This window comes from Streptomyces sp. A01 (assembly GCF_059026195.1).
Genome location: NZ_JBWLKN010000005.1, coordinates 335,074 through 351,305 on the forward strand (window position 1 = coordinate 335,074; position 16,232 = coordinate 351,305).

General features: G+C 70.2%; 14 protein-coding genes. 5 read left to right on the plus strand and 9 right to left on the minus strand.

What is annotated here, in order from left to right; all coding sequences use genetic code 11:
• Window positions 1-11: 11 nt before the first annotated feature.
• Window positions 12-3,872 carry an AfsR/SARP family transcriptional regulator gene (locus tag AC5P1B_RS09365; RefSeq protein ID WP_493886144.1) on the minus strand — a complete coding sequence of 1,287 codons (3,861 nt, stop codon included), beginning with the start codon at window positions 3,870-3,872 and terminating at the stop codon, window positions 12-14.
• A 43-nt stretch (window positions 3,873-3,915) separates the two neighbouring features.
• Between AC5P1B_RS09365 and AC5P1B_RS09370 the strand changes: the two genes are divergently transcribed.
• Window positions 3,916-5,019, plus strand: a complete 1,104-nt coding sequence (locus AC5P1B_RS09370; RefSeq protein ID WP_493886145.1) for an NAD(P)-dependent oxidoreductase — start codon at window positions 3,916-3,918, stop codon at window positions 5,017-5,019.
• 113 nt (window positions 5,020-5,132) lie between these two features.
• Here the strand turns inward: AC5P1B_RS09370 and AC5P1B_RS09375 are convergent, their stop codons facing one another.
• The 6 genes from AC5P1B_RS09375 to AC5P1B_RS09400 form a co-directional block, all read right to left on the minus strand.
• Window positions 5,133-5,429 (minus strand): DUF7848 domain-containing protein, encoded by a 297-nt coding sequence (locus AC5P1B_RS09375; protein WP_493886146.1) that lies wholly within the window; start codon window positions 5,427-5,429, stop codon window positions 5,133-5,135.
• A complete protein-coding gene (locus AC5P1B_RS09380; protein WP_493886148.1) occupies window positions 5,426-5,698 on the minus strand; it encodes a hypothetical protein in 273 nt (90 codons plus the stop codon). Before AC5P1B_RS09380 ends, AC5P1B_RS09375 begins: the two co-directional genes overlap by 4 nt.
• A gap of 261 nt (window positions 5,699-5,959) precedes the next feature.
• Window positions 5,960-7,003 (minus strand): serine hydrolase domain-containing protein, encoded by a 1,044-nt coding sequence (locus AC5P1B_RS09385; RefSeq protein WP_493886149.1) that lies wholly within the window; start codon window positions 7,001-7,003, stop codon window positions 5,960-5,962.
• Window positions 7,004-8,293, minus strand: a complete 1,290-nt coding sequence (locus AC5P1B_RS09390) for a UDP-N-acetylglucosamine 1-carboxyvinyltransferase (RefSeq protein ID WP_493886150.1) — start codon at window positions 8,291-8,293, stop codon at window positions 7,004-7,006.
• A gap of 5 nt (window positions 8,294-8,298) precedes the next feature.
• Window positions 8,299-9,018 (minus strand): hypothetical protein, encoded by a 720-nt coding sequence (locus AC5P1B_RS09395; protein ID WP_493886151.1) that lies wholly within the window; start codon window positions 9,016-9,018, stop codon window positions 8,299-8,301.
• A gap of 38 nt (window positions 9,019-9,056) precedes the next feature.
• Window positions 9,057-9,359: a hypothetical protein gene (locus AC5P1B_RS09400; protein WP_493886152.1), complete on the minus strand. Its 303-nt coding sequence runs from the start codon at window positions 9,357-9,359 to the stop codon at window positions 9,057-9,059.
• A gap of 211 nt (window positions 9,360-9,570) precedes the next feature.
• Here AC5P1B_RS09400 and AC5P1B_RS09405 point away from each other — a divergent pair, with 211 nt between their 5' ends.
• The 3 genes from AC5P1B_RS09405 to AC5P1B_RS09415 all read left to right on the plus strand — a co-directional run bounded on the left by AC5P1B_RS09405 (window position 9,571) and on the right by AC5P1B_RS09415 (window position 12,254).
• Window positions 9,571-10,860 (plus strand): NsdA family TPR-like regulatory protein, encoded by a 1,290-nt coding sequence (locus AC5P1B_RS09405; RefSeq protein ID WP_493886202.1) that lies wholly within the window; start codon window positions 9,571-9,573, stop codon window positions 10,858-10,860.
• 75 nt (window positions 10,861-10,935) lie between these two features.
• Window positions 10,936-11,448, plus strand: a complete 513-nt coding sequence (locus AC5P1B_RS09410) for a cupin domain-containing protein (RefSeq protein WP_493886153.1) — start codon at window positions 10,936-10,938, stop codon at window positions 11,446-11,448.
• Window positions 11,445-12,254: an SDR family NAD(P)-dependent oxidoreductase gene (locus AC5P1B_RS09415; RefSeq protein ID WP_493886154.1), complete on the plus strand. Its 810-nt coding sequence runs from the start codon at window positions 11,445-11,447 to the stop codon at window positions 12,252-12,254. The genes AC5P1B_RS09410 and AC5P1B_RS09415 overlap by 4 nt, the downstream gene beginning before the upstream one ends.
• Before the next feature lie 49 nt (window positions 12,255-12,303).
• Here AC5P1B_RS09415 and AC5P1B_RS09420 read toward each other — a convergent pair whose 3' ends face one another.
• On the minus strand, window positions 12,304-14,616 hold the full coding sequence (locus AC5P1B_RS09420; RefSeq protein ID WP_493886156.1) for an ATP-binding cassette domain-containing protein: 2,313 nt from the start codon (window positions 14,614-14,616) through the stop codon (window positions 12,304-12,306).
• 585 nt (window positions 14,617-15,201) lie between these two features.
• Between AC5P1B_RS09420 and AC5P1B_RS09425 the strand changes: the two genes are divergently transcribed.
• Window positions 15,202-16,002 carry a VOC family protein gene (locus tag AC5P1B_RS09425; protein ID WP_493886157.1) on the plus strand — a complete coding sequence of 267 codons (801 nt, stop codon included), beginning with the start codon at window positions 15,202-15,204 and terminating at the stop codon, window positions 16,000-16,002.
• Here the strand turns inward: AC5P1B_RS09425 and AC5P1B_RS09430 are convergent.
• On the minus strand, window positions 15,992-16,216 hold the full coding sequence (locus AC5P1B_RS09430; RefSeq protein ID WP_493886158.1) for a hypothetical protein: 225 nt from the start codon (window positions 16,214-16,216) through the stop codon (window positions 15,992-15,994). The two genes, AC5P1B_RS09425 and AC5P1B_RS09430, sit on opposite strands and share 11 nt — an antisense overlap.
• Window positions 16,217-16,232 lie beyond the last annotated feature (16 nt).

A 16,232-nucleotide genomic window follows, 5' to 3' on the forward strand; every position in this document is an offset into this window, starting at 1 on the left:
ACAGTTTTCGACTACCGCTGGGCGGCTGCCGGTTCCCCGTTCACGCCACTTGCTTCGCTTGGGCGTTGTGGACCTTCGGCCACCGTCGCCCGGGCCTGGCTGGGGGACAGCGGCGCACCCTGGTCGAACGCGGCGCTGAAGGCCGCCGCGCCCAGCGCCTCGCGGGCGGCAGCGGTGGCACGGTCCACGTCGCCGCGTTCGGCGGGCGGCAGCGGTGCGCCGACGGACTGCCGGGCCGCCGCGGCCGAGCCCAGCAGGACCGCCGCCTGGCGGTGCTGACCGGCGCGGGCCCGCGCACCGGCCAACCCCTCCAGCGCCAGTGCCATCGCCCGGGGGTCGCCAAGGCCGTGCGCTACGGCGAACCCGTCCAGGTGCAGGACCAGGGCTGCGGCGGCGTCTCCGCGCAGCTCGGCCGTGAAACCCAGCTCGGCGAGCACCAGGCTGGCGCCGGGCTCGTAGCCGACCTCGCGGAACCAGCTCAGCAGGGCACGCCAATGCCGCTCGGCGGTGTCGTAGTCGCCCTCTCTGCGGGCTCCGAGCGCGAGCCCGATCTCCGCGCTGACCTGGCCCGACCTGAAGTTCTGGGACCGGGCGAGCTGGTGGGCACGCTGGTGGTGGGCGCGGGCCTGCTCGTAGTCGCCGGTCAGCAGGGCGAGACGGCCGAGACCGGTCAGTCGCCGGGACACCTCCGTCCACAGCCCCAACTCCTCGGCGATGAGGAGTCCCTCGTGGTGCAACCGGGTGGCGCGCGCGTAGTCGCCGGTGAACTCGGCCAGGGACGCCAGCGGGAACACCGTCTGCGACTGGCCCCAGCGGTCGCCCAGTTCACGGAACAGGCGCGCGCTCAGCTCGCCGTCGTGCCGCACCGCGTCGAGGTCGCCACGGGCCATGGCGTGCCTGGCGCGCACGCTCAGCGCGGCCGCCGTGCCCCAGGAGTCACCCCGTTCACGGAAACCGGCCAGGGCCTGGTTCACCAGGTCCTCGCCGGTTTCCACGTCCCCGGCTCCCATCTGCGCGGACCCCAGCAGCCACAGCGCCATCAGGCGGCCGGGCGGGTCATCGACGGCGTCGTACATCCGCAGTACGGCACGAATCATGCGCTCGGCGACCGAGCCACCGGCCGACGCCACTGTGCCGGAGTCGGCCGCGCCCGCGTCTGCCGTTCCTGCGTCTGCCGGGCGTGCGATTGCTGTGCCTGCGGTTGCTGTGCCCGGGTCTGCCGTTCCTGCGTCTGCCGTGGCTGCTGTTGTACGTGCTTCTGTCGCGCGTTCTGCTGCCGTACGTGTTGCTGCCGTACGCGCCTCTGCCGTACGTGGGGCTACCGCGCCCGGGGCCGCCTGGGGACTGTCCGTAGGACGGCTGTCCGTTGGTCGGCTGTCCGTCGGCGGGCCGCCCGCCGTCAGCGTGATCGCCGTATGCCACGCCATGGCCAGCGCACGCGACGGCGACGGCACCGGCTGCGCCTGTTCCGGCTCCTGCCCGGTGCCGAGGGCCGAGGCCAGCGCCCGGTGGGCCTCGGCGAGGCGACCGCGCAGCACCCAGTACGGGGCCAGCGAGTTGACCACGCACAGCGCGCGTTCCTCGGCCCCGCTCCGTACGGCATGGTCGAGCGCGCGCCGCAGGTTGGCGCTCTCCTGGTCGAGCCGTCGCAGCCAGCGCTGCTGGTCGGGGCCGCGCAACCGGGGAGCGGCCGCAGTGGCCAACGCCGCGTAGTACGCGCTGTGCCGCTCCCGCGCCCACTCCAGCTCCCCGGCGGCGCGCAGCCGCTCGGAGCAGTAGTCGCATACGGACTCAAGGAGCCGGTAGCGCGGCCCTTCGGGTCCGTCATCGAGGACGACCAGCGAACGGTCGACCAGCCGGGCCAGCAGATCGAGCACATCCCCAGGCCCGAGGGCGGTCCCAATCTCCGTACGGGGGACATCGGTTGTCGCCGACGGCGTCGGTACGGCCGCCGCGCCCGGATCTTCCGTGCGGTCTTCCGCGCAGAGCGCTTCAGCTGCCTCCGGTGTGCAGCCTCCCGCGTATACCGACAGCCTGCGCAGGACGACGCGTTCCGCGTCCGACAGCAGCTCCCAGCTCCAGTCGATCATCGCCCGCAGCGTGCGGTGGCGTGCGGGAGCGTTGCGGTATCCGCCGGACAGCAACGCGAACCGGTCGTCGAGCCTTGCCGCCAGGCCGTGCACGCCCAGCGTCCGTACCCGGGCGGCGGCCAGTTCCAGCGCCAGCGGGATGCCGTCCAGGCGGTGACAGATCGACGCGACCGCGTCGGCGTTCTCGGCGGTCAGGGCGAATCCGGGGGCGGTGGCCGCCCTGGCCATGAAGAGCTGGACGGCGCTCGCCGCCAGCAGGCGCTCGGGGTCGTTCTCCGCCGCCGCGTCTGGCAGGGTCAGCGGAGGGACCGCCCATACGCGCTCGCCCGCCAGCCCGAGCGGTTCCTGGCTCGTGGCGAGCACCCGCAACCCGGGAACGCGCCGCAGCAGCGCACCGGTCGCCTCGGCGACCGGTTCCACCAGGTGCTCGCAGTTGTCCAGTACGAGCAGCAGGCTCTTGCCCCGCAGGGCGTCGGCCAGCCGCTCCACCGGGACGGGTGGCGCCATGTCGCGTGCCCCGTCCGTGGCGGTGTCGTCCCGTAGGGACAGGGCCTTCATGACGCGCTCCACCACCGCGCACACCGCGTCGCTGGTGGCGTCCAGCGTGGCCAGTTCCACGAGCCACGCCCCATCGACGAACTCACCGGGGAATCCGCCGGGAGGCTCAGGGAACCCACCGGGAGACTCGGGGAATCCACGAGGAGATCCGGAGAACCCACCGGGAGACCCGAGGACCGCACCGGGAGACCTGAGGACCGCACCAGAAAATCCGGGGAGCGCACCAGAGGACCCGCTGAGCGCGCCCGGGGCCTCGGCTGCCGGTCGCTGCTCCGCCGCGTCCGCCAGGCGTGTCGCCACCGCCAGGGCCAGCCGGGTCTTGCCGACACCGCCTGGGCCGGTGAGCGTGACCAGACGACCGGTGGCGAGCAGTTCGGTGATCGCCGGGATGGCGTCGGCCCGGCCGACGAGTCCGGTGACGGGGGCGGGCAGATTGCTGCGGGGTCCCGGCCGGCGCTCGGCAGGCAGTGCGGCGAGACCGGGCTCCTGGCGCAGGATCGCCTGGTGCAGAGCGGCCAGTTCGCCGCTGGGCTCCAGGCCGAGCTCGTCGGCGAGCCTGCGCCGCAGGTCGTCGTAGCCGTCAAGGGCCTCGCTCTGCCGCCCGGCGCGGTAGAGGGCGCGCAGCTGCGCGGCGCGCAACCTCTCCCGTAGCGGATGCCTGGCCACCAGGGCGCTGAGCTCACCGGTCAGCGCGCTGTGTTCGCCCAGTTCGAGGCGGGCTTCGGCCTGCTCCTCGTACGCGGCCAGCCGGTCCTCGTCGAGCTGGGCGATGGCCGACCGGGCGAACGGCTCGTCGGCGAAGTCGGCGAACGCCTCGCCCCGCCACAGCCCCAGCGCCTCCGACAGCAGCCGCGTCCTCGCCCGCGGTTCGGCGACCGTACGAGCCTGCCCGAGCAGTGCGCTGAACCGTCCCGCGTCGACGGCGTCCCCCTCCGCCCGCAGCAGATAACCGGCCGGTCCTGACACCACCAGCCCCCGGCCTCCCGGCTCGGCGGCTTCCAGCGCGCGGCGCAGCTGCGACACCTTGCCCTGTAGGGCGTTGGCGGGGTGGTCGGGCGGCTCCTCGCCACTCCACAGATCGTCCACCAGCCGGTCCACGGACACCGGTCGCCCCGGCTCCACCAGCAGCCGGGCAAGCAGAGCCCGCACCTTGGCCCCGGGAACGCGTACGGGTTCATTCCCCGCCGTCCAGACAGCCAGCGGACCCAGCACCCCGAATCGCATGAACAGACGATAGCCGCCGCGCGCACTTCACAGCGGACCGGCAGTGGACCGACAGCCGATCGGCAGCGCGCCCCCGGAAGGTGGTCATCAACAGCCCGGAAGCGGGCGAACGGCACGGCCGCCGCGTACGCCCCAACGCATCACCGGGACAGCGGCAGCGCACCACCGAGACAACAAACCGCGGGAACCGCGCGACTGCGCGACCGCGCAACCGCGCAACCACGAAACAGAGGAGCGAGCGGACATGTCCACCACGCACAAGCAGCACATCACGATCATCGGACTCGGCAACCTGGGCCAGGTGCTCGCCGACATCTATCTCGACAACGGACACCCCGTGACCGTCTGGAACCGTTCCGGGGCGAAGGCCGACAGACTGGTCGCCAAGGGAGCGACCCGGGCGGCCAGCGTGGCCGAGGCCATCGCGGCAGGCGATCTGGTGATCGTCTGCGTCCTCGACTACGACGCGGTACGGGCGCTGCTCACCCCGGCGGCCGCCGCGCTGGCGGGCCGGGTGCTGGTCAATGTCACCTCGGGCATCCCTGAGCAGGCCCGCGAACTCGCCGCCTGGGTGTCCGCGCAGGGCGCTTCCTACGTGGACGGCGCGGTGTACGCGGTGCCGCAGACCGTCGGCACCCCGGAGGCGTTCGTCGTCTACAGCGGTTCGGCCACCGCCTTCGAGGCGAACCGCCCGCAGCTCGAACTCCTCGGCTCCGCCACCTTCGTCGGCGCCGATCCGGGCCTGGCCCCGGTCTACGACGTGGCCCTGCTCAGCGGGATGTACGGCATGTTCGCGGGTTTCTTCCAGGCGGCGGCTCTGGCCGAGGCGGCGGGCATCAAGGCGGCCGACCTCACCACGCTGCTGGTCCGCTGGCTGACCGAGGCCGCCGCCGCGCTGCCCGGCTTCGCCGCGGAGATCGACTCCGGCGACTACGCGACCGAGACGTCCAACCTCGTCATCAACCAGGCGGGCCTGGCCAACATCCTGGCGGCCACCACGGCCCAAGGCGTCCCCACCGACCTGCTGGCGCCCCTCCAGGCGCTGTTCGACGAGCAGGTGTCCCGGGGCCACGGCGCGGAGAGCTTCGCGCGGACGGTCGAGTCCCTGCGCGAACGCACCGCACGCAGCGCGCACGCCGCGCGGTAGCGCGGAGAGCCAGCCGCCGCCGTGCGGTGGGTGCCCGACGGGGGCTACCCACCGCACCGGCGGCGCTTCCCGTCACCGACCGCTCCGTGCTCGTACGTTCACGACCTTGTACGTCACGCCTCACTTCGGAGGACCCGGGCGTAGTCCGTGACCACCCGGCGGAACAGGTCATGCCCAGGGTGGCGGCCGGTGTGGCGCAAGCACCAGTCCTGTGCTGCGTCCTGGCTCTCGTAGCCGCCGGATTCGGCCCGGCAGCCGACCGTCATACAGAAGGCTTCGTACGTCACATCTGCCTCGGGTGCTTGGCGAATGGTGTGCTGGATGAAGCGCGGAACGGCAGGGCTCGCAAGGGCTGCATCGTGCGTGGGTCTGGTGGCCGTAGGCCGGGAGATCTCGTACGGGAGGCTCATTCCGTCACTTCCGTCACTTCCGCCGAAAGCGCCGGGTCGTCACTGACCGGGCCAAGTACGTCGGTTGCGCGTGCCTGGCCGCTCCGTTGATCGGCGATCCGTAGCGCGTCGTCCAGACTCTCCGACAACCGCGCGCACGAGTAGCGCAGCAGATGGGCCGAGGCCCTGGGATCGGCCATCAGGTCCCGTACGTGGCCCAGGAGAGTTCTGCCCATGGCGAGTTGTACGGCTTCGGCGTGCTGGCGGAGGTGTTCAGGGGGTGATGCCATGGGGGGTACCTCGTCTCGCGCTGGTCTCCTGGGATCAGCAATCACTTGACGGGAAAAGGGGTTGCACATGCCCGCATGTCCATGCGACTTGACGCCCGACCGGCCTGCCCGACATCTCTTCGGCTCGGAGATGCGCCGATTACGGGAAGCGGCGGGGACGACCCTGGGAAGGGCCTGGGCGAGGTGATCAACTATGGCTCGGCCGAGGCCTCCGCCGAGCTGTACGGCTGCGTCAAGACGGCGGGGCTGGTGCGTCTCCTATCAGGTTGCGGAGACCATCTTCAGTGCAAGGGCACGCAGGGGTGCGATTCGAGTGCGGGCCGGACCGTTGTGGACGGCGTTGGTGCAGATCACGATGTAGCGGCCGACGGCCGGGGCGAGGTAGATGCTCGTGCCAGTGAAGCCGTGGTGGTAGGCGACCTGGCCGGTATGGGCGCTGATCCAGCCGAGGCCACGGTGAAGACTCGGTTCAATCTCGGCATGTGGAACGAGGCTGCTTCGGAGCCAGCTGCCGAGGGCGGCGTCCTCGTTGGTGTAGGCGATGAGGAGTTGTTCGGCGTAGGTGGCTAGGTCGTTGGTGCTGGCGAAGACTCCGGCGTGGCCGGCGATCCCACCCATCAGGGCGGCGTTGTCGTCATGCGCTGAGCCCCAGATACGCGGTACGCCGGGGAGACGCCGTTCGGTCGGGGCGACCTGCGGGGAACGGGTGACTGGCCCGTATGTGGTGTGACGCATGCCAAGGTTGGTCCACAGGGTGTGGGCGAGCTGGTCGAGCGGCTGCTGGTGGACGTGGGCCAAGGCGAGGCCGAGGAGGATGAAGCCCCGGTTGACGTATCGATGGGTGCGTCCCGGGGTGCCTTCCAGCGGCTCGCAGCTCATGAGCTCGTGGAGCGGCAGCTCGGCGCCCCGGTAGTGGTCGAGGCGTGTAGATGCGCGTACGCCGCTGGTGTGGGCGAGAAGTTGACGGATGGTGGGGTCGGCGCTGGGCGTTTCGCCCTTCATGGACGGTAGGGCGTCGCGGAGGGGCGCGTCGAGGTCGAGCAGGCCCTGGTCGAGGGCGCGGCCGATGAGTGGCCATGTGGCGACGACCTTGGTGAGGGAAGCGATGTCGTAGACCGTGTGCTGGTCGGGGGCTTCGGGTCCCCGTTCAGGGGCAATGGCGCCTGCGGAGAGGAGAGTGCGGGGGCCGGTCGCGGAACCAGTGATGACGACACCACCGGGGGTGGCACCGTTGGCGACAGCAGTGCGCAGAGCCTCGTGCAGGGCGTGGTTGTCGGCGACGGAGAAGGCTGTGGGGTAGGTCATTTACGGAGTCTCCGGTTCAGTGGTGATCTCGGCTCCCAGCGTGGTCAGCCCATCGAGCAAGTGGCCGTAGCCGCGCCGTAAGTGGTGCAGGCCCCGGATCGTAGAGGTGCCATCCGCTGTGAGTGCAGCGATCAGAAGGGCGGTCACCGCGCGGATGTCGGAGGCCTCGGCTTGGGCCGCTCGCAGGCGTACGGGGCCGCGTACGTGGATCAGCGGGCCAGTGGCGCTGATGTCGGCGCCGAAGGCTCGAAGGGGGGCTACGTGTGTGTCCCGCTGTGGGTAGACGCGCTCGCGGATCAGAGAGGTGCCGGTTGCCTGGGTGAGCAGTGCGGCGAGTTGCGGTGCGGTATCCGTGGGGAGAGCCGGATGCGGGCCGGTTTGAGTATCAATGGCGTCCAGGGACTGCGTCGGGAGGGCTTCGGCGGCGCGTCCGGCGAAGCTGAGGGCCAGGCCCGCTGCGGAAAGTGGGGTGGTCAGGCCTTCGGGGAGGTCAGCGAGTGTGATGCTGCTCAAGGTGACGCCGCCACCAGTCGCCGCGGCGGCCATGGCTACGGTCGCGGCTTCGATGCGGTCGCCGGTTACGGTGAAGGTGCCGCCGCCGATGTGGTCGGCGCCGGTGACGTGCAGTCCGGCACCGTCGAAGGCGATGCCCACCCCGCGCTCCGCGAGGAAGCGGGCGGTCTCAGTCACCTCCGGCTCGGTGCTGGGGTTGTTGACGAGGGAGGTGCCGGGTGCGCGGGCGGCCAGGAGCATGGCGGTCACGGTCGCGCCCAGGCTCGGCCCGTACGGAGTACCCACGTCCACGGTGAACGGCTGCACGCCGCTACGGCTGGTGATGGCGCGAATTCCTGTGTGGGAACTGAAAAGGTCCGCGCCCGCGGCTTCCATGGCTGCGAGGTGGCGATCGATGAACCGTGGACAGAACGCGTCACCGCCGGGGTAAGGGAAGGACACCATCCCGGTGCGGGCCAGTACTGAAGCGCCGAGGACGGTGGCCGTACGAACGAGGCGCCCGAATTGCGGGTGGATGACGGGGCAGAGCGCGGCGGCGGGTGTGACGGTGAAGTCGTTTCCGTCGTACGCCGCGCTCGCGCCCGTGTGTTGAAGGAGGCGGGCGCACACGCCGGTGTCCACGACATCGGGGGCGTTGCGCAGGGTGACAGGCTCGTCGGCCAGGAGAGCGGCGGCGTAGAGGTGGAGGGCGATGTTCTTGCTGCCCTGCACGCGATAGCTGCCGAGGAGCGGCCTGCCGCCAGTGACCCTGACGATGCCATCGGTGGGGGGCCGCAAGGCAGTCACCGGACCCGGGAGCCGACGGGCAGAGTGCCGCCGAGCTGGTTGCGGGGATAGATCACGGTCCCGGAACCGATCAGCGTGCCGGGGGAGAGCGCGGTCCCAGCAGGCAGGGTCACTTCGTCGCCAACGACCGCGCCGAACTTCGTCTGGCCGGTGCCGATGCGGCGGCCGTCGAGGTTCACAGTGATCTCCTCGATCGCCGGTTCGGCTACCGGGCCACTGTCACAGCGCAAGCCGGTGGTAGAGCAGAAGGCACCGAAGTTCACCCGGCAGCCGATGACGGAGTCGCCGATGAAGCAGGCATGCTTGGCGAAGACGTGTCCGACGAGCAGGCTGCGCGTGATCTCCGCGTTGAAGCCGATCCGGCAGCCAGGCCCGATCACGCTGTACTCGCGGACCAGGGCACCCGCGCTGACGACCGCGCCCGTGCAGATGAGGGCAGGTCCGAAGACCATGGCCCCGGCCTCGATGCGAGCTCCGGACTGGACGATGACTTCGCCCTGAATGAGGGCACCTGGGTCGATCACGCCGCCGTGGTCAGTGCCGAGTCCGTGGATCGAGGGGTTGTCGAGGTCAGCGGCCAGCAGTGGTTTTACGTCGAAGACTGTCTGGCAGCGGGCGAGCAGGTGCGTGACGTACGGGCTGAGGCCGCGGGCGTCCACGTAGTAGCCGGTGGTCAGCCGGACGTCCGTCGTCGCGGGCGCGGAGAGCTGTCGCACGGGTCCTCCCTAAGAGGTGGGGCTCAAGTTCGGGGGGTTCAGCTCGTGGCCATGGCGTTCTCTCGCAAGGCGATGCCGCGCTCCAGCTGGATGACGAACAACTGGGCCTGGCCGGGGTCCAAGACGAGAGTGGTGGGGATCGTCGTGCCGTCCCGTAGGCACACCTCGACCGGGAGGCGGGCGTGACCACTCGTGCGGTCGTAGCGCAGGTCTCGCCTGACCGGGGCGACGTGTCTGATGAAGGGATGCGAGGCAACATCCGCTGCGGTATGGGTCACCACTTCGTCGGCTGGGAGCCGAGGCGTGGTTTGACGGGAGCTGTTCTGAGCGGTCGTGGGCACTGGCGTCTCCTTCAGCGGTAGGGGCGGCTGCCCGTTACATCAGGCCGGACGGGCGTCAGGTGCGCGCCTCGTCGGGAATCCAGCGGGTGATGTCCAGTCAACGGCCGGTTACCGCCGTCGAGGAAGGTTCACGATGTAGTCCTGTGTACTCCCGTGTAGTCCAGGAGGGTGGGGTGACGGGGTGACGAAGCAGGGAGTTGCGGCCCTGATCATGCGGGCATGCGAAGCACGGCGGTGGGGTCCGAGTGACCTGGCCCGCGCGGTGTCGATGGCGGAGAGTGGCCACCCGGGCCGGTTATCCAGGCAGTACGCCCACAAGTGGATGGCCGGTGACCGGGCGCCGGAATACTGGTGGCCGTATGTGGCGGCAGTGCTGGACCTCGATATCGAGGCGATCAATGCTTCGCGCAGTGATGGGCCGACTCAGCCACCCGCGGATACCGTGATCGCAGTCCTTGAGTTGGGAAGGAGTGACGTGGACCGCCGGAACTTCATCACCGCCACCAGCGGCTACGCCCTGGCGGCCCTCGGACTGCCCGACCTCGAAAGCATTACGCGCCGTTCCCGGAACGCCTCCGCCGGTTCCGTACGCGTGGGCAAGGGCGAGGTAGCGGCCGTCAAGCAGCTGGTGAAGTCGCTCGGTGACTCGGCCTCCGAGCTGGGCGGCGGCCATGCACGCCACCTTGCTGTCCGATACCTCACCCAGGACGTCGCACCCTGGCTGGAAGGCCGCTTCACCGAGGCCATCGGCCGCGAGCTCTTTGGCGCGACAAGCCAGCTCGTCCACTTGGCCGGCTGGATGGCCCAGGATGAGGGTGACACGCCCGAGCTGCGCGGACTTGCCCAGGGTTACTACGCCCACGCCTTCCGGCTGGCCGCCGAAGCCGGTGACGCCGAGCTGTCCGCCACGGCCTTACGGGGTCTCGCTGTCCAATGCGTTGAGTTGGGCTACCGGGCAGAAGCGGTCCAGCTCGGTGAAGCGTGTGTGGACTATGGCCGTCACCTCGACAACCCGCGTGCCGTCGCCTATTACGAGGCGACCCTCGCCAACGCCGCCGCCCAGGATGACGACCGCCGCCTGGCCACACAGCACCTGGCGGCCTCCGAGTCGGCCATCGGTCGCCCCGCAGCGCCGGGAGGCGAGTCGTGGGCCGCGCACTACTCACCTGGTCGATGGGCACACGAGAGCGGGATGATCCGTGCCCGGCTCGGTGACCTGGATGCCGCTGAGGATCACCTGCACCTCGCCCTGGACATCCATGGCCTCGACCGACGACGCACTCGCGCCATCGTTCTCGCGGATCTGGGGGTTGTACGACTGCGACAAGGCGACGTGGACGGCGCGATGACGACCTGGGGCGACTTCCTTGAGTGTGCCGACGGCGTCCGTTCAGTGAAGATCCGAGCCGCCCTGCGCGACATGCGCGTACGGCTTCGCCGCTACCAGGGAACGCCGGAGGCGCAGGCACTGCGCGAGAAGGCCGCTCAGATCAGCGCCTGAAAGCCTCGTTGAGGAGTTCGTCTCGCCGGGTGCGTGCGTAGGGTGGGTGGCTGATTGTCAGCGGAGGGCCGATCCATGCGTAGCGACGACACTGCCGGGCCTCGTACGCCCAGCCCGGAGGAGTTGGTTCAGCTCTACGGGCTTCAGCCGCTGCCCCGCGAGGGAGGCCGGTTCCGGCGGACGTGGGCCGGGGCTGAGCTGGCCGACGGGCGGCCCGAGGGGTCGGCGATCGTCGGGTTGCTGACCACGGAGCCCGGTGACTACTCCGCGCTGCACCGGCTGCCGACCGACGAGGTCTGGCACTTCTACCTGGGTGACCCGCTGGCGCTGCTCCTGCTGGCGGCGGACGGGTCGTCCCGTACGGTCACGCTCGGCCCTGACGTGCTCGCCGGGCAGCACGTGCAGTACACCGTGCCCGCCGGAACCTGGATGGGCGGCCGTGTCGCCGACGGCGGCGCGTGGGCGCTGTTCGGTTGCACGATGGCACCCGGGTTCACCTACGAGGGGTACGAGCACGGGGACGCCGCCGACCTCGGCGCGCGGTATCCGCAGGAGGCAGCGCGGATCGCCGCGCTGTGCCGCCCGTGACCGGCGCTGTGCCGTCCGTGACCGGCGGCCCGGGGGAGGGCGGGCAACTTCCCGACCTCAGTGGGCAGGTGGTCCTCGTGACCGGGGCGGGCGGTGGCCTCGGGCAGGGGATCGCGCTGCGTTTCGCCGCCGCCGGGGCTGCCGTCGTCGCGCATTACCGTACGAGCGGCAGCGCCGCCGAAGCGCTCGTGGCGGGCATCGCCGAGCGGGGTGGCAGTGCGCTCGCGCTGCGCGCGGACCTGTCCGGCGAGGAGGACTGCCATCGGCTGGTGGCGGAGGCCGCCGAGTGGCGTGGGCGGCTCACCGCGCTGGTCAACAACGCGGGCGTGCAGCCCACCCAGGAGCTGGCGGCCATGACCGCCGCCGACTGGCGCGCGGTGGTCGACGCCAATGTGCTGAGCGCTTTCGCCTGCACGCAGGCCGCCGCCGCCGTGATGGCGCCGGGCGGTGGCGGCACGGTCACCCATATCGCCTCCATCGAGGCCGCCCAGCCCACCGCGCTGCACGCGCACTACTGCGCGTCGAAGGCGGCCGTCGTCATGCACGCCCGCTCCGCCGCCCTGGAGTACGGGCCGCGGGGCATCCGGGTCAACACCGTCTCGCCGGGGCTGATCGCCCGCGACGGCCTGGCGGAGGACTGGCCGGTCGGCGTGCGGCGCTGGGAGCGGGCCGCCCCCACCGGCAGGCTGGGGCGGCCCGAGGACGTCGGCGACGCCTGCGTCTTCCTCGCCTCGCCGATGGCCTCCTGGATCACCGGCCATGACCTCGTGGTCGACGGCGGCGTCTCGGCCCGCCCCACCTGGTGACGGCGTCATCCAGGGTGCCGTTCACCGGGTGGGGCTGCGGCGGCGACGGTTACGCGTCGGCTCCGACGTAGGCGCGCAGGTGCTGGGCGGTGAGTGTGTCCGCCTGGGCGACCAGGTCGGACGGCGTGCCGCTGAAGACGACGCGGCCGCCGTCGTGTCCGCCGCCGGGGCCGAGGTCGATGAGCCAGTCGGCGTGCGCCATCACGGCCAGGTGGTGCTCGATGACGATGACCGTGTTGCCGTCGTCGGCCAACCGGTCCAGCAGCGCGAGGAGCTTGTCCACGTCCGCCATGTGCAGACCTGTCGTGGGCTCGTCCAGGACGTACGTCGAGGACTTGTCGGCCATGTGGATGGCGAGCTTGATCCGCTGCCGTTCGCCGCCGGAGAGGGTGTTCAGCGGCTGACCGAGCCGCAGATAGCTCAGGCCGACGTCGGTGAGCCGACCGAGGATGGCGCGCGCCTGGCCCGACGGGAAGAACTCATGCGCCTCGGCGACCGACATGCCGAGCACTTCGCTGATGTTCTTGCCGCGCAGGGTGTACGTCAGCACCTCCGGCGTGAAGCGCTTGCCTTCGCACTCCTCGCAGGGTGAGGCCACACCGGCCATCATGGCGAGGTCGGTGTAGACGAGCCCGAGGCCGTTGCAGCCCGGGCACGCGCCCTCCGAGTTGGCGCTGAACAGGGCCGCTTTGACGCCGTTGGCCTTGGCGAACGCGGTACGGATCGGGTTCAGCAGGCCGGTGTACGTCGCCGGGTTGGAGCGGCGGGAGCCACGGATCGGGGACTGGTCGGCGACGGCCACGCCGTCCCGGCCACTGACGTAGCTGTGGATCAGTGAGCTCTTGCCGGACCCGGCGACCCCGGTGACCACGGTCAGCACGCCCAGCGGGATGTCCACGCTGACGTCCTTGAGGTTGTGCCGGTCGGCGCCCTCGATGGACAGCTGCCCCTGGGGCTTCCGTACCTGCTCGCGCAGCCGCGCGCGGTGTTCCAGATGGCGTCCGGTCAGGGTGCCGGAGGCGCGCAGCCCGGGCACATCACCGGCGTAACAGAGCTGCCCTCCGTCCGTACCGGCCCCGGGGCCGAGGTCGACGACATGGTCGGCGATGGCGATGACCTCGGGCTTGTGCTCCACGACGAGCACCGTGTTGCCCTTGTCGCGCAGGCGCAGCAGCAGGCTGTTCATGCGCTGGATGTCGTGCGGGTGCAGGCCGATGGTGGGCTCGTCGAAGACGTAGGTGACGTCAGTCAGGCTGGAGCCGAGGTGCCGGACCATCTTCACCCGCTGCGCCTCACCGCCGGACAGGGTCGAGGAGGTGCGGTCCAGGCTCAGATAGCCGAGACCGATCTCGACCAGGGACTCCAGCAGGTGCCGCAGGCTGGTCAGCATCGGCGCCACCGAGGCGTCGTCGATGCCGCGTACGAATGCGGCCAGATCGCTGATCTGCATCGCCGAGCACTGCGCGATGTTGACGCCGTTGATCGTGGAAGAGAGCGCGGCGGCGCTGATCCGGGCACCGCCGCACGCGGGGCAGGCGGTGAAGACGACGGCCCGGTCCACGAAGGTCCTGACGTGGGACTGCATGGAGTCCCTGTCCTTGGACAGGTAGATCCTCTGGACCTTGGTGACGAGCCCTTCGTAGGTGAAGTTGTTCGAGCCGACCTTGATCTTCACGGACGGCTTGTACAGCAGGTCCTGCCACTCGGTCTCGGTGAAGTCCTTCAGCTTCTTGTCCGGGTCGTAGAGCCCGGAGTGGGCCAGCACCTGCCAGTACCAGGAGTCGACGGCGAACCCGGGCGCGGTGATGGCCCCCTCGTTGAGGGACAGCTCCCGGTCGAGGAGCTGGTCGAGGTCGATCTTCGACGCCTCTCCGATCCCCTCGCACTCGGGGCACATGCCTTCGGCGCTGTTGAAGCTGAAGGCGCTGGAGGTGCCTATGTGCGGTGTTCCCAGCCGGCTGAAGATGATCCGCAGCATCGTGTACGCGTCGGTCGCCGTGCCCACCGTGGAACGGGAGTTGGCGCCCATCCGCTCCTGGTCGACGACGATGGCGGCGCTCAGGTTGTGCAGGGAGTCGACATCGGGGCGGCCCAGGCTCGGCATGAACGACTGGATGAAAGCCGTGTACGTCTCGTTGATCAGTCGCTGTGACTCGGCGGCGATGGTGCCGAAGACGAGGGAGGACTTTCCTGACCCGGAGACGCCGGTGAAGACGGTGAGGCGGCGCTTGGGGAGGTCGAGGGAGACGTTCTGGAGATTGTTCTCCCTGGCCCCCCGGACCTGGATCACGCTGTGGCGGTCGGCGGCGGTCGGCGTCTGGGCGTCGTACGGCGGCTGGTGGCTCGGCTGATCAGAGTGCATCCGGCTTTCCCTTGCTACGTGGCGCGGTGGCGCGGTGGCGCGGTATCGGGTGGTTGTCGGGGCGTCGTGGGGTCGTCGTGGGGTGGTTGTCGGGTTCGGCGACGGGGGATCGCTGGGTCGTTGGCGGGTGGAGAGCGGGTGGGTGGCGCTCTCGTCGTCGTGTCGTCGTCGTGTCGTCGTCGTGTCGCTGTCCCGTCGCTGTCCCGTCGTTGTCGTGTTGTTGTCCAGTGCGGAGCGCTGTGCGCGCGTGTGCGTACGCCGATGCGTGTGCGTGCGTATGCCCACATGTGCGTACGTATGTGGGTGTGCGTGGCGCGGGGGAGAGGTGTCGCGTGGTGAGTGAGGTGCGTGCAACGGCCGGGGTCCGTGGAGGGCCGGGGTCTGTCGGGTGAGCTGCGCGCGGTGGGCGCGGGGTGCTGAGCCCGGGGCAGCCGAGCCACGCGGTCTCAATCTGGGTACACCGTACTCTATACTTTCGGCCCCTTGCCGGACACCGAAATATGAGGCGTTCTGGCCGCGCGTGGCGGCCGGTGAGTGGCTAGCGTGAGAGCCGGACCATCTGCCAAGCGGAAGGGAGTCGGGGTCATGGCCGCATCAGCGGAAGGCACTCCGTGCTGGGCCGACGCGATGTTCACGGACCTGGAGGGCGCCAAGCGCTTCTACGGGGACGTGCTGGGTTGGACGTTCGGTGAGAGCGCGACGGAATTCGGCAACTATACGGAGGCGTACTCGGACGGCAAGGCGGTAGCCGCGATCGTTCCCCCGATGCCAGGTGGCGAGGATCAGTCGGCCTGGTGTCTGTACTTCGCGTCGCCGGACGTCGAGGCCACCGCCACGAAGGTCCGCGACAACGGCGGCGAAGTGGTGATGGAACCGATGCGCGTCGGCGACTTCGGTTCGATGCTCATCGCGCGTGACCCCAGTGGCGCCCCCTTCGGCGTCTGGCAGGCAGGGAAGCACGAGGGGTTCGAGAAGCGCGGGGAGCCCGGCTCGTACGTCTGGGCCGAGGTCATGACCCGCGACCCGGGCGCGGCGGACGCCTTCTACCCGGCCGTCTTCTCCTACGGGGCCCAGCGGATGGAGGACGACGAAATCGACTTCGGAGTCTTCAGGCTCGCCGACGACATCGTGCTTGGCCGGATGAATATCGGTGACGACTTCCCCGCCGAGATGAAGCCGTACATCGCCGTGTACTTCAGCGTCGACGACTGCGACGCGACCGTGGCGAAGGCCACCGAAGGCGGCGGGACGCTGCACTTCGGGCCGACGGACTCGCCGTTCGGCAGGTTCGCGGCGCTGGAGGACCCGCAGGGGGCGGTGTTCTCCGTGATCGACCTCAAGACGACGAAGGGCGACGTGCCGAAGTTCTCCGACGTCACGCCGTGACCGGTCGCTGACGACACCTCTCCTCTCTCCTCTCCGCTGTGCGCGTCTCCTCTCTGCCGTGCGCGGCATATATACCCCCGGGGGTACCGGTGCTAGGCTGGGGAATCGCATACCCCCGGGGGTAAACGCCCGTCGGTGCAGGCCGTCGGGGCGGGTCGTCGATGAATTCGGCGGTGAACTCGTCGGTCACGTCGGCGGTGAACTCGTCGGTCAAGTCGGCCGTGAAGTCC

Excerpts from the sequence above, each read along its gene's own strand:
- AC5P1B_RS09420 (WP_493886156.1), bottom strand. The coding sequence starts at position 14,616 with ATGCACTCTGATCAGCCGAGCCACCAGCCGCCGTACGACGCCCAGACG.
- AC5P1B_RS09365 (WP_493886144.1), bottom strand. The coding sequence starts at position 3,872 with ATGCGATTCGGGGTGCTGGGTCCGCTGGCTGTCTGGACGGCGGGGAAT.
- AC5P1B_RS09410 (WP_493886153.1), top strand. The coding sequence starts at position 10,936 with ATGCGTAGCGACGACACTGCCGGGCCTCGTACGCCCAGCCCGGAGGAG.
- AC5P1B_RS09405 (WP_493886202.1), top strand. The coding sequence starts at position 9,571 with ATGCGGGCATGCGAAGCACGGCGGTGGGGTCCGAGTGACCTGGCCCGC.
- AC5P1B_RS09375 (WP_493886146.1), bottom strand. The coding sequence starts at position 5,429 with ATGAGCCTCCCGTACGAGATCTCCCGGCCTACGGCCACCAGACCCACG.
- AC5P1B_RS09385 (WP_493886149.1), bottom strand. The coding sequence starts at position 7,003 with ATGACCTACCCCACAGCCTTCTCCGTCGCCGACAACCACGCCCTGCAC.
- AC5P1B_RS09380 (WP_493886148.1), bottom strand. The coding sequence starts at position 5,698 with ATGGCATCACCCCCTGAACACCTCCGCCAGCACGCCGAAGCCGTACAA.
- AC5P1B_RS09425 (WP_493886157.1), top strand. The coding sequence starts at position 15,202 with ATGGCCGCATCAGCGGAAGGCACTCCGTGCTGGGCCGACGCGATGTTC.